Below are 13,251 nucleotides of genomic sequence, written 5' to 3'. Positions count from 1 at the left end.
TGCGTAACTGTCTGAACCAGTTAATTACCCAACCCAGCGTTGCATCCGCTATGTTTGAGTATCGTTTTGGCGGTAATGGCGAACTTTCCGGGCATAACCTCGGAAATCTGATGTTAAAGGCGCTCGATCACCTCAGCGTGCGGCCTCTGGAAGCTATCAATTTAATTCGTAGCCTGCTGAAAGTTGACGCACATTTAATTCCGATGTCGGAGCTGCCGGTGGATCTGATGGCCATTGATGACCAGGGACACGAAGTTTATGGCGAAGTGAATATCGATCAGCTCACCGTCCCACCTCAGGAACTGATGCTTTCGCCAAAAGTCCCGACTACACGGGAGGCCGTTGAGGCTATCGCTGAAGCGGATTTAATTTTGATAGGCCCCGGCAGTTTTTACACCAGCCTGATGCCGATTCTTTTACTCGATGAAATGTCACAGGCATTACGTCGCACACCGGCTCCGATGGTCTACATAGGCAATCTTGGGCGCGAATTAAGCCTGCCAGCAGCCAGCCTGACGCTTAGCGATAAGCTGACCATTATTGAACAGTACGTCGGGAAGAAAGTGATTGATGCGGTGGTTGTGGGGCCGAAAGTGGATGCTTCCGCCGTTACCGACCGCGTTGTGATCCAGGAAGTGCTGGAAGCCAGCGATATTCCCTACCGCCATGACCGCCAGCTATTGCATAGTGCGCTGGAGAAAGCGGTGCAGGCGCTGGGCTGAACGGATTTGCCTGATGCGCTTCGCTTATCAGGCCTACAAATCGATTTGCTCCGCCATCCGGCCTACGTACGCAATCTACCCCGTAGGTCGGATAAGGGTTTACCCCGCATCCGACACCGCCTTACGATGCCGCAATAAACAACTCGCGCAACTGATGCAACTGGTCACGGATTGTCGCGGCCTCTTCAAATTCGAGATTCTGCGCGTGTTGCATCATCTGCCCTTCCAGCTCGTGAATCTTCTGCTGCAGCGCTTTTGGCGTCATATCCAGTTCGACAACCTCAGACTTCGCGCCTGCGCGTGACTTCCCTTTGCCTTTCGCTTTGGTCTTCGCAATATTCTGACCCAGCGCCAGAATATCGACCACTTTCTTGTTCAGCCCCTGCGGCGTAATACCGTGTTCTTCGTTATAGAGCTGCTGTTTCTCACGACGACGTTCGGTTTCACCAATCGCTTTAGCCATAGAGGCGGTAATTTTATCACCGTAAAGAATCGCCTTACCGTTGATGTTACGCGCCGCACGACCGATGGTCTGAATAAGCGAACGTTCAGAACGCAGGAACCCTTCTTTGTCTGCGTCCAGAATCGCCACCAGGGAGACCTCAGGCATGTCCAGACCTTCACGTAACAGGTTGATACCCACCAGCACGTCAAACTCGCCCAGACGCAGGTCACGAATGATTTCCATACGTTCCACGGTATCGATGTCAGAGTGCAGATAACGCACCCGTTCACCGTGCTCTTCAAGATACTCGGTGAGATCCTCCGCCATCCGTTTGGTGAGCGTGGTGACCAGCACACGTTCGTTAATCGCCGCACGGGTGCGGATCTCAGATAGCAGATCGTCAACCTGCGTCGCCACCGGGCGCACCTCAATGACCGGATCCAGCAGGCCGGTCGGTCTTACTACCTGATCGACCACATCATCACCGGATTTCTCCAGCTCATAGTTGCCCGGCGTCGCCGAAACATAGATGGTTTGCGGGGCCAGCGCTTCAAACTCTTCAAATTTAAGCGGACGGTTATCCAGCGCAGACGGCAGACGGAATCCGTATTCGACCAGGGTTTCTTTACGCGCCCGGTCACCGCGATACATGCCGCCAATTTGCGGGATAGTCACGTGAGATTCATCCACCACCAGCAGGCCATCGGCAGGCAGGTAATCAAACAGCGTCGGCGGTGGCTCGCCCGGACCACGCCCGGACAGATAGCGGGAATAGTTTTCAATCCCCGAGCAGTAACCCAGCTCGTTCATCATTTCCAGATCGAACTGGGTACGCTGACTTAAGCGCTGTTCTTCCAGCAGTTTGTTATTTGCCAACAGGACTTTTCGCCGCTCTGCCAGCTCAACCTTAATTTCTTCCATCGCCTGTACAATACGTTCGCGCGGCGTCACGTAGTGCGTTTTGGGATAGATGGTAAAGCGCGAAATAGTGGATTCGACCTGTCCGGTAAGTGGGTCAAACAGCGACAAACGTTCGACCTCTTCATCAAACAGTTCCACGCGCAACGCGATGTCGTCAGATTCCGCCGGGAATATGTCGATCACTTCACCGCGCACGCGGAAGGTCCCGCGCTGGAATGCCTGATCGTTACGGGTATATTGCAGCTCCGCCAGACGACGCAGGATCGCGCGCTGGTCGATAATCATCCCCACCGTCAGGTGCAGCATCATTTTCAGGTATAGATCCGGGTCACCCAGACCATAAATCGCGGAAACCGACGCCACGACGACGACATCCCGTCGCTCAAGCAACGCTTTGGTTGCTGACAGACGCATCTGCTCAATGTGTTCGTTAACCGAAGCATCCTTCTCGATGAAGGTGTCAGAACTTGGCACGTAGGCTTCCGGCTGATAATAGTCGTAGTAGGAGACGAAATACTCCACCGCGTTATCCGGGAAGAACTCTTTCATCTCACCGTACAACTGCGCGGCAAGCGTCTTATTGGGGGCCAGCACCATGGTAGGGCGCTGTAAGTCCGCAATCACGTTCGCGATGGTGAATGTTTTCCCCGACCCCGTCACCCCCAGCAGCGTCTGATGCGCCAGACCATCCTCCAGACCTTCTTCCAGGCGACGTATCGCCTCAGGCTGATCGCCAGAGGGTTTAAAAGCGGAATTTAGTTTGAACGGTTTACTCATGAGCAGCTACCTGAAGCAATGGGCGGGCAGGTGTGTAATTTTACTCGCAGCAGTATATTTTGCCAGTAAAATATACTGGATGAAAAAACAGTAACGCGCCAGAATATTTCTGTTACGCCAGCAAAATGGCCGTGACTACAGGCTAAAATTTGTCCGCAGGCAAGATAAAACACCAGCAAAAATGTGTTATCCCCAAACCAATGACTTTTTTAACATTTGTCAAGCTACCCGATGAAAGTTTTGTGGCAACACATGACACTTCTGCGACAGCCATTGCATTTATCTAACACACTGTAATTTAATGACTATTATCTCAAGCCGTCTTTCGCATCAATTTAGTCGCAGGCCGCGTCTTCTCTCGCTTACCTTGTGTTTTCTAACTCTAATACACAAGGTTATCCACAGGAATAGTGGATAACTGCCTCCAGCCCGTACGGACTGTAGCCTGGCAAAAACGTCCTGATGATCTTTTCTGGTGGGATAAAAAAAAATTATCGCTATTTTTTGATATTTATCAGCTAACGAAGCGACCTGGGATGGCCGAGATCTTGCTCGCATTTTCATCATTTTCCTGCCTGCACCATCACAACGCCACCAGGCACTGACAATGTGCACACTGCGGCGCTCATCCACAACAAGCCGGATACCGCAACCCGCTCAATACGCTATTCTGCTGTATTTTCCCCTAATTCCGCTTCTGGCAAGAGATTTGCAGTTTTCTCCCGACCATCAGCCCGCGAGGCGGATATCATCATGAGGGAGAAATCTATGTTGAGTCTTCGTGCAGTGAATCACTATTACGGTAATCAACACTCGCTTTGGGATGTCGATCTCGACCTGTTGCCCGGCAAATGTACCGCCGTGCTGGGTCTTCCAGGGATGGGAAAAACCACGCTGGCCAATTGCATCATCGGCAATTTACCGATTGAGAGCGGAACCATGTTCTGGCATCAGGCTGGCGCACCACCTTGCGATCTGCTTCAGATTCCGGCGGCAAAGCGCATTGCGCTGGGTATTAACTGTGTATCGCAGGAACGGCGAATTTTTTCGCAGCTGACGGTAGAGGAAAATCTGCACATTGCGCGCCAGGCGGTTGAGGAAAGCGAAGCGATGAACAGCAGCGATATTTACCGCCTGTTTCCACAGCTGTTTGTACTGCGTCAGGCCAAAGGGGTGGCATTGTCGGAGGAAAATCAGCACCAGCTTGCACTCGCCAGTGCGCTGGTCACTCGCCCGCGCCTGCTGATCCTCGATGAGCCGACGCGAGGAAGTGGCCAGGCGTATATCCACAAACTGGGGAATCTGATTGTGAGGCTAAGCCAGGAGCTTGGCATCGCCATTATGCTCGCGGAGCAGAGCCTGCCGTTTATTCGTCGGGTCGCCGACTGCTATTGCTTGTTACATCGTGGACGCAACGTGGCTCAAGGGCAAATAACACAATTCAGCGACCCGCTAATCAACGACTGGTGGATGCCGGAGACAAAGCGCTAAGATCGATATAACGACCTGTCGATGCTCGTTCCGGCTCTTCTGCCAGCCAGGGTATTTCCCCCAGTAGCGGAGCCGCAAGCGCACGCTTTAGCGTCGCCATATATTCAGCATGACGCTTGCCAGGAGGCAGCACATCATTGGCAACCCATCCGGCGAGCGTCAGCCCGGCCTGCTGCACCGCCTGGGCGGTCAAAATGGCATGATTGATACAACCGAGCTTAACGCCAACCACCAGAATCACCGGCAGTTGTTCCGCTTTTACCCAGTCAGAAAAACTCAGCGTTGGCGAAAGTGGCGTAAACCATCCGCCTGCGCCTTCCACCAATACCCAGTCAGCCTGTTCTTCAAGCAAGCGTAAACCCGCAGACATCACTGAGGCCTGAATGGGGCGCCCTTCGTCAGCACTGATGATATGCGGTGAGGTAGGTTCGGCGAAGGTATACGGATTGATGGCCGCATAATCCACTGCCACAACGCTGTTGCGCTGTAGAGCCAGCGCATCGCTGTTTCGCAGACCTTCAGCCGTCATTTCACTGCCTGACGCCACCGGCTTATAGCCGACCGTTCGCAACCCCAGCTGTCCCGCCGCCTGAAGCAACGCACAGCTGGCGATAGTTTTACCTACTTCGGTGTCCGTCCCGGTGACAAAAAATGTGTTAGTCACGTTGAATTACTCCCAAAAAAAGATGATAGGTCAGCGGATATTTACCCTGCTGACAGGGCCAGGCGAGCTGTAACTGGCGCAACTGCGAGCGGGTCAGCACACGCTGCTCACGTCCATCATGCAAATGCGTCGCGCCAATGCCCTTTAGCGAGCGCATGGCACTCAGCGCATCGTCAAACCACAGCGTGACGGCATGAGACTGGTATTCAACGTCCCAGCCGCACAGAGCGTTTTCCAGTTGCTCCACAGGCAAAAAACGGTTGGCGTGCTCCCGATCATCAACCGCTCTCCACGCCTGACGAAGTTCCGGCATCGACCCTTGCGCCAGCGTACTAAACGCCACCGCCCCTCCAGGACGCACCACCCGGTATAGCTCGCGTAACGCGCCGCGCAGGTCGTTGCACCACTGCACGGCCAGATTGCTCCAGGCCAGGTCGAAAGTGGCAGCGGCCTGCGGAATGGCTTCGATATCCGCCAGCAGATAGTGATGGGCGACATCGTGACGCTGCGCTTGCGTAAGCATTTGCGCCGACAGATCCAGCGCACAGACCTCGCTCCCCTGCTCCCGCCAGTAACGACTCATACGCCCAGGCCCACAGCCCGCGTCCAAAACCCGTGAGAACGCCCGGCCATTGAGTTGCGCCAGTAACGCATCGGCGCTCTGACGCTGAAGCTCCGCATGTTGCTCATAGTGCGTGGCCGCGCGACCAAACGCAGCGGCAATTGCCTGCTTATTGACCTGCGCCATGCAGCACCTCCAGTAAGTTGTCGATATCCTGGACTTCATGCGCCTGGGTCAGCGTAATCCGCAGCCTGGCCGTCCCAACCGGCACCGTCGGTGGACGAATCGCCGTCACCCAGCATCCCTGTTGCCGTAACGTCTGTGCCAGTTGCAAGGCTTTATGATTGTCGCCAACGATCAGCGGTTGAATAGCGCTGTCTGAATGTGCCAGCGCCAAATCCGTAGTATTCACCCCTGCGCGAAAACGCTGGATCAGCATCGCCAGCTTTTCTCTGCGCTCATCGCCTTCGCGGCTGCGGATCACCGCCAGTGCGGCGCGCAAGGCCTGAGCCTGGGCTGGCGGCATGCTGGTGCTGTAGATCAGATGACGGGCAAACTGCAGCAGATAATCGGCCACGCTATCAGAACACAGGATCGCCGCACCGCTGACGCCGAACCCTTTGCCAAATGTCACCACCAACAGCTCAGGTTTCACCTGCTGTCGGGAGCACGAACCACGCCCTTCCTCACCGCTTACGCCAATCCCATGCGCATCATCCACCAGCAGCCACGCGCCCTGCCGTTTCGCCACCATGTGGATTTCTGCCAGCGGCGCGCTGTCGCCATCCATGCTGAACACGCCTTCGGTGACCACCAGCTGCTGCCCCGGACAGGGGGCTGTCAGCAGACGATCCAGATGTTGCGAGTCGTTATGAGTAAAGCGACGTAACACGGCAGGGCTAAGACTGGCAGCCTCCAGCAGCGAGGCATGGCTGAGCCTGTCGGCAACAATCTTGTCATCTTTTCCCATCAGTGCGGCAATGACCGCCTGATTGGCGGCAAAACCAGAGATGAACAACAGCGCCCGGGAATAGCCGAGCCACTGCGCCAGCTCTTCTTCCAGCGCCTGATGAGCAACGGAATAACCGCTGACATGGCCCGAGCCGCCGCTGCCGACGCCAAAACGCTCAGCGCCCTGCTGCCACGCGCAGATAATCTGCGGATGGTGGCTTAAGCCGAGGTAGTCGTTGCTGGAGAAATTCAGATACTGGCGACCGTCGGCCTGCAGCCAGCGCCCGGCCCCCTGCGTCACTGCATAGCGCTGACGCAACGCATCAGCACGACGACGCGCTGTTAGCGCATCGTCAATTTTTTGCTGCCAGGTCATACGGTTGCCGCGTTGTAGTAATCGTCGGTATCCGGGGTACGCAGCGCCTGCTCCAGACGTTGTTGCTGTTCGTTATCGCCCGCCAGTACCGCCGTTTGCTGCGGGTTAAGACCCAGCTTGCGAAATAACAGCAAATCTTTATCTTCGTTCGGGTTCGGAGTGGTCAGCAGTTTGCAGCCGTAGAAAATCGAGTTGGCCCCGGCCATAAAGCACATCGCCTGGGTTTGTTCGTTCATCTGCTCGCGCCCGGCAGAAAGACGCACGTATGAGGTCGGCATCATGATACGCGCCACGGCGATAGTACGAATAAAATCAAAAGCATCTACGTCGTCGTTATCGGCAAGCGGCGTGCCCTTCACTTTCACCAGCATGTTGATCGGCACACTTTCCGGCGGCGTCGGCAGATTCGCTAATTGTAGCAGCAGACCCGCGCGGTCGGTCACCGTTTCGCCCAGCCCAACAATCCCGCCGGAGCAAACTTTAATGCCCGCCTCGCGCACTTTATCCAGCGTATCCAGGCGCTCCTGGTACGAGCGGGTGGTGATGATATTGCCGTAAAATTCCGGCGAGGTGTCGAGGTTGTGGTTGTAGTAGTCCAGACCCGCATTGGCCAGGCGCTGGGCCTGAGATTCGTCCAGCGTGCCCAGCGTCATACAGGCTTCCAGCCCTAGTTCTTTCACGCCCTGAACCATTTGTTCCAGGTACGGCATATCGCGCTCATGCGGGTTCTTCCACGCCGCGCCCATGCAAAACCGCGTTGAACCGGCCTGCTTCGCCTTACGTGCCGAGTCCAGTACCTGTTCAACCTCCATCAACCGTTCTGTTTCCAGACCGGTTTTATAGCGGGAGCTTTGCGGGCAGTATTTGCAATCTTCCGGGCAAGCACCGGTCTTAATCGACAGCAGCGTACTAACTTGTACCTGCTGCGGATCGAAATGCTGACGATGAACCTGCTGCGCTTCAAACAGCAGATCCAACAGTGGTTTTTCAAATAATTCGGTGACTTGCGACATTGTCCAGCGAGAAGAATGAGCCATATTGGTATACGTTTCGTTGTTAGTTTGGTGTAGACTCGTAAACCTAAATCTTTTTAATTTGGTTTACAAGTCGATTATGACAACGGACGATCTTGCGTTTGACCAACGCCATATCTGGCACCCATACACCTCCATGACCTCCCCGTTGCCGGTTTATCCGGTGGCGCGTGCCGAAGGTTGCGAACTGATCTTAGCCAGCGGTGAGAAACTGATTGACGGCATGTCATCCTGGTGGGCGGCAATCCACGGTTACAATCACCCGCAACTGAACGCCGCGATGAAAACGCAGATTGATGCCATGTCGCATGTAATGTTTGGCGGCATTACCCATGCCCCGGCCATTGCGCTGTGCCGCCAGTTGGTGGCGATGACCCCAGAGGCGCTGGAGTGCGTTTTTCTCGCAGATTCAGGGTCGGTCGCCGTAGAAGTTGCAATGAAAATGGCACTGCAATACTGGCAGGCTAAAGGCGAATCCCGCCAGCGTTTCCTGACATTTCGTAATGGTTACCATGGTGATACCTTCGGCGCGATGTCGGTCTGCGATCCTGACAACTCAATGCACAGTCTGTGGAAGGGATACCTGCCGGAGAACCTGTTTGCCCCAGCCCCACAAAGCCGCATGGGCGGCGAGTGGGACGAACTGGATATGGTGCCTTTTGCCCGTCTGATGGCCGCGCATCGCCACGAAATTGCGGCAGTGATCCTAGAGCCAATCGTACAGGGAGCTGGCGGTATGCGCATGTATCATCCCGAATGGTTAAAACGCATCCGTAAGATGTGCGACCGTGAAGGGATCCTGCTGATTGCCGATGAAATCGCCACCGGATTTGGTCGTACAGGCAAGCTTTTTGCCTGCGAGCATGCCGACATCACTCCGGACATTTTATGCCTGGGCAAAGCGTTAACCGGCGGAACAATGACCCTTTCTGCAACCCTCACCACCCGCCAGGTTGCGGAAACCATCAGCAACGGTGAAGCCGGATGCTTCATGCACGGCCCGACCTTTATGGGCAATCCGTTGGCCTGCGCCGTCGCCTCCGCCAGCCTGTCGTTAATCGAAACCGGCGAGTGGCGCGCACAAGTAGCGGCCATTGAAGCGCAGCTGTGGGCAGAACTCGCCCCGGCGGTAGATTCCTGCTGGGTCGCGGACGTACGCGTGCTCGGCGCCATCGGCGTCATCGAAACCACCCATCCGGTGAATATGGCAGCGTTACAGAAGTTCTTTGTCGAACAGGGCGTGTGGATAAGACCGTTTGGCAAGCTCATCTACCTGATGCCGCCGTACATTATCCAGCCCGATCAGTTACGTCGCCTGACGCAGGCCGTGAACGAGGCTGTGCGCAATGCAACATTTTTTAGCGATTAATCAGCGGTAAGCTCTACGGTTTCTGGCTACACTTTTTGGCTAACGAGAGGAGTCAGCATGAAACTAATCAGTAACGATCTGCGCGATGGCGATAAGCTTGGGCATCGCCACGTCTTTAACGGCATGGGGTATGACGGGGATAATATTTCCCCGCATCTGGCGTGGGATGACGTACCCGCAGGAACCAAAAGCTTTGTCGTGACCTGCTTTGATCCTGATGCGCCAACCGGCTCCGGCTGGTGGCATTGGGTGGTGGTAAATCTGCCGGCTGATACCCGCGTACTCCCACAAGGATTCGGCTCCGGGCTGGTTGCGCTGCCGGATGGGGTGATTCAGACCCGTACAGATTTTGGTAAAGCCGGTTATGGCGGCGCTGCGCCGCCGAAGGGTGAAACCCACCGCTATATCTTTACAGTTCACGCCCTAGATGTGGAGCGTATTGATGTCGATGAAGGTGCCAGCGGCGCGATGGTTGGATTTAACGTCCATTTCCACTCGCTCGCCAGCGCCTCGATTACGGCGATGTTTAGCTAAGCTGTGTTGTGCCGGATATCGGCTTCACCTCATCCGGCCTACAAAGCAGACCGTGGGCCTGATAAGACGCGTCAGCGTCGACATCAGGCAATTTTCTACAGAAATTCAGGCAGCAATTGCAGCAACGTTCCTTGCGCTAACAGCTCGGTCGCGCACTCAATATCCGGGGCAAAAAAGCGATCCTGCGTGTAGTGGGCAACCTGCTCGCGCAGCGCTTGTCGCGCCTGCTCCAGCAACGGACTGGAGGTTAACCCTTCACGCAGGTCAATCCCCTGACACGCCGCCAGCCACTCCACGGCAATCACACCGCGCGTATTTGCTGCCATCTCCCACAGTCTGCGTCCCGCCGCCGGAGCCATAGAAACATGATCTTCCTGGTTGGCGGATGTCGGCAAGCTGTCCACGCTGTGCGGATGCGCCAGCGCTTTGTTCTCGCTCGCCAGCGCGGCGGCGGTTACCTGAGCAATCATAAAGCCGGAGTTAACCCCACCGTTTTTCACCAGGAACGGCGGCAACTGCGACATATGTTTGTCCATCATCAGCGCAATGCGCCGCTCTGATAACGAGCCAATTTCCGCAATTGCCAGCGCCAGATTATCTGCCGCCATCGCCACCGGTTCAGCATGGAAGTTGCCGCCGGAAATCACATCGCCCTCTTCGGCAAACACCAGCGGGTTGTCGGAAACCGCGTTGGCTTCAACCAGCAGAACATCCATCACCTGGCGCATTTGCGTCAGACACGCCCCCATCACCTGTGGCTGACAGCGCAGAGAATACGGGTCCTGTACTTTTTCGCAGTTATGATGCGACTGAGAAAGCGCGCTGGAGTCGGTCAACACATGACGGTATAGCGTTGCGGCATCAATCTGCCCACGCTGCCCTCGCGCGGCATGAATACGGGCGTCAAACGGACGACGGGAGCCCAGCACGGCTTCTGTGGTCAGCGCCCCGCACACCGTCGCAGACGCAAACAGTTCCTGAGCTTCAATTAACCCGCGCAGTGCAAAGGCGGTGGAAGCCTGAGTGCCGTTGAGCAGCGCCAGCCCCTCTTTCGCCTCCAGCGTGATCGGCTCCAGTCCGGCCTTTTTCAGCGCGTCGGTAGCCGGGAGCCATTCCCCCTGCCAGCGCGCTTTACCTTCGCCCAATAGCGTCAACGACATATGTGCCAGCGGCGCCAGGTCGCCCGATGCGCCCACCGACCCTTTCGCCGGGATCAGTGGATACACCTCGGCATTCACCAGCGCAATCAGCGCTTCAATCACGCTCAAACGAATGCCGGAAAAACCACGCGCCAGGCTGTTGATTTTCAGCACCATAATCAGGCGAACCATTGCGTCATCCAGCGCCTCGCCAACGCCTGCCGCATGCGAAAGCACCAGCGAACGCTGTAAATTCTGCAAATCTTCCGTGGCGATACGGGTCTGAGCCAACAGGCCAAAGCCGGTATTAATGCCATACGCCGTACGGCCTTCAGCGACAATATTATTGACGCAGGCGACGCTGGCATTGATTGCATCAATCGCCCCGGCATCCAGGCTCAGTTTGACCGGCTGCTGCCAGATTTCACGTAGCTGGGTAAAACTCAGATGGCCCGGCGTGAGTGTCATGGTGTTCATATCAGCGTTTCTCCTGCGTCGCAGCAATCATTGGCAAATTCAGCCCTTCTTCAACGGCGCACTCCACCGCAATGTCATACCCGGCGTCGGCGTGGCGCATCACCCCGGTAGCCGGATCATTATGTAAGACCCGGGCGATGCGCGCCGCGGCTTCATCGGTACCATCGCAAACAATGACCATCCCGGCATGCTGAGAGAAGCCCATGCCGACCCCGCCGCCGTGATGCAGCGACACCCAGGTCGCACCGCTGGCGGTGTTAAGCAGCGCGTTCAGCAGCGGCCAGTCGGATACGGCGTCTGAACCGTCGCGCATAGCTTCGGTTTCGCGGTTTGGGCTGGCAACAGAACCGGAGTCCAGATGGTCACGGCCAATAACAATCGGCGCGGATACTTCACCGCTGCGCACCATTTCATTAAACGCCAGCCCCAGTTTCTGACGCCACTCCAGGCCGACCCAGCAGATACGCGCTGGTAAACCCTGGAAGTTAATCCGCTCACGCGCCATATCCAACCAGTGATGAAGGTGCTTATCATCAGCCACGATCTCTTTCACTTTGGCATCTGTCTTATAAATATCCTGCGGATCGCCTGACAGTGCCACCCAACGGAACGGGCCTATGCCGCGACAGAACAGGGGGCGAATATAAGCAGGTACGAAGCCGGGGAAATCAAAGGCGTTTTCCACGCCCATCTCTTTGGCCATCTGGCGAATGTTGTTGCCGTAATCAAACGTCGGCACACCCATTTTGCTAAACGCCAGCATCGCCTCAACGTGCGTTGCCATTGAACGTTTCGCCGCCTGCACCGTGCCGTGGGGATCGGACACCGCTTTTGCCTGATACTCTTCCCAACTCCAGCCGCACGGCAGATAACCATGCAGCGGATCGTGGGCGCTGGTCTGGTCGGTGACCATATCCGGGCGCACACCGCGCTTCACCAGTTCCGGCACAACGTCGGCGGCATTAGCACACAGCGCAATGGACACAGCTTTACCCTCGCGGGTGTATTTGTCGATACGCGCCAGCGCATCGTCAAGCGATGTCGCCTGCTCGTCGACATAACGGGTACGCAGACGGAAATCAATTCGGCTTTGCTGGCATTCAATGTTCAGCGAACACGCACCCGCAAGTGTAGCGGCTAGCGGTTGTGCTCCGCCCATGCCGCCCAGCCCGGCGGTCAGCACCCAGCGTCCGCTGAGGTTACCCTGATAATGCTGACGCCCGGCCTCAACGAAAGTTTCATAAGTCCCCTGCACGATGCCCTGGCTGCCGATGTAGATCCAGCTCCCGGCAGTCATCTGGCCGTACATCGCCAGCCCTTTGGCGTCCAGTTCGTTGAAGTGTTCCCAGGTAGCCCAATGCGGCACCAGGTTGGAGTTGGCAATCAGCACGCGCGGTGCGTTGTCGTGAGTTTTGAATACGCCTACCGGTTTACCAGACTGGACCAGCAGAGTTTCATCGGTCTCCAGTTTGGTCAGCGCATTGACGATGGCGTCATAACATTCCCAGTCCCGCGCGGCGCGGCCAATCCCACCGTATACCACCAGCTCATGCGGATTTTCCGCCACATCGGGATCCAGATTATTCATTAACATGCGCAGCGGCGCTTCGGTCAGCCAGCTTTTGGCCGTTAAGGTGGTGCCGCGTGGGGCACGAATATCCTGCTGACGATATTTGCTATGGGACATGACAGAAAACTCCTCGCGAACGTCGGATAGATAAGAAATATATACTTGTCTATACAAGTCATCGCAAGGATGATTTTAACAATTAAGATACATTTTTATTAT

At 55.9% G+C, this 13,251-nt stretch carries 11 protein-coding genes; 4 read left to right on the top strand and 7 right to left on the bottom strand.

Annotated elements, in window-relative coordinates; translation table 11 throughout:
- Positions 1 to 722, top strand: a 722-nt coding sequence (yvcK, locus tag FDW94_RS14640; protein WP_249358529.1) for a uridine diphosphate-N-acetylglucosamine-binding protein YvcK, incomplete at its 5' end; no start/stop codon positions are given.
- A gap of 121 nt (positions 723 to 843) precedes the next feature.
- Here yvcK and uvrB read toward each other — a convergent pair.
- Entirely contained in the window at positions 844 to 2,865 is a 2,022-nt protein-coding gene (gene uvrB, locus FDW94_RS14635; RefSeq protein WP_008784186.1) for an excinuclease ABC subunit UvrB, read from the bottom strand.
- 768 nt (positions 2,866 to 3,633) lie between these two features.
- Between uvrB and FDW94_RS14625 the strand changes: the two genes are divergently transcribed.
- Positions 3,634 to 4,356: an ATP-binding cassette domain-containing protein gene (locus tag FDW94_RS14625; RefSeq protein ID WP_008784184.1), complete on the top strand. Its 723-nt coding sequence runs from the start codon at positions 3,634 to 3,636 to the stop codon at positions 4,354 to 4,356.
- Here FDW94_RS14625 and bioD read toward each other — a convergent pair.
- The 4 genes from bioD to bioB are packed head-to-tail and all read right to left on the bottom strand — an operon-like array spanning position 4,322 to position 7,946.
- The gene (gene bioD / locus FDW94_RS14620) at positions 4,322 to 5,020 is read right to left on the bottom strand and encodes a dethiobiotin synthase (protein ID WP_137377800.1); all 699 of its coding nucleotides are present in this window, start codon (positions 5,018 to 5,020) and stop codon (positions 4,322 to 4,324) included. The two genes, FDW94_RS14625 and bioD, sit on opposite strands and share 35 nt — an antisense overlap.
- The gene (bioC, locus tag FDW94_RS14615) at positions 5,013 to 5,768 is read right to left on the bottom strand and encodes a malonyl-ACP O-methyltransferase BioC (RefSeq protein WP_032942762.1); all 756 of its coding nucleotides are present in this window, start codon (positions 5,766 to 5,768) and stop codon (positions 5,013 to 5,015) included. Before bioC ends, bioD begins: the two co-directional genes overlap by 8 nt.
- Positions 5,752 to 6,909 (bottom strand): 8-amino-7-oxononanoate synthase, encoded by a 1,158-nt coding sequence (gene bioF, locus FDW94_RS14610; protein ID WP_137377799.1) that lies wholly within the window; start codon positions 6,907 to 6,909, stop codon positions 5,752 to 5,754. The genes bioC and bioF overlap by 17 nt, the downstream gene beginning before the upstream one ends.
- Positions 6,906 to 7,946, bottom strand: coding sequence for a biotin synthase BioB (gene bioB, locus FDW94_RS14605; RefSeq protein ID WP_008784180.1), 1,041 nt, complete (start codon positions 7,944 to 7,946; stop codon positions 6,906 to 6,908). The genes bioF and bioB overlap by 4 nt, the downstream gene beginning before the upstream one ends.
- A gap of 76 nt (positions 7,947 to 8,022) precedes the next feature.
- Between bioB and bioA the strand changes: the two genes are divergently transcribed.
- Together bioA and FDW94_RS14595 are read left to right on the top strand one after the other, a co-directional pair.
- A complete protein-coding gene (gene bioA, locus FDW94_RS14600; RefSeq protein ID WP_020996533.1) occupies positions 8,023 to 9,312 on the top strand; it encodes an adenosylmethionine--8-amino-7-oxononanoate transaminase in 1,290 nt (429 codons plus the stop codon).
- A gap of 57 nt (positions 9,313 to 9,369) precedes the next feature.
- A complete protein-coding gene (locus FDW94_RS14595; protein ID WP_008784178.1) occupies positions 9,370 to 9,846 on the top strand; it encodes a kinase inhibitor in 477 nt (158 codons plus the stop codon).
- A gap of 95 nt (positions 9,847 to 9,941) precedes the next feature.
- Here the strand turns inward: FDW94_RS14595 and hutH are convergent, their stop codons facing one another.
- Both hutH and hutU read right to left on the bottom strand, forming a co-directional pair.
- Entirely contained in the window at positions 9,942 to 11,462 is a 1,521-nt protein-coding gene (gene hutH / locus FDW94_RS14590) for a histidine ammonia-lyase (protein WP_032942757.1), read from the bottom strand.
- A 1-nt stretch (position 11,463) separates the two neighbouring features.
- On the bottom strand, positions 11,464 to 13,149 hold the full coding sequence (gene hutU, locus FDW94_RS14585) for a urocanate hydratase (protein ID WP_079934633.1): 1,686 nt from the start codon (positions 13,147 to 13,149) through the stop codon (positions 11,464 to 11,466).
- Positions 13,150 to 13,251: the final 102 nt, after the last annotated feature.

Origin of the sequence: Citrobacter sp. wls757 (assembly GCF_005280935.1) — a bacterium.
GTDB classification, from domain to species: domain Bacteria; phylum Pseudomonadota; class Gammaproteobacteria; order Enterobacterales; family Enterobacteriaceae; genus Citrobacter; species Citrobacter portucalensis.
The sequence above is the reverse complement of the archived record's forward strand: the minus strand, read 5'-3'. Positions and strand labels throughout refer to the sequence as shown.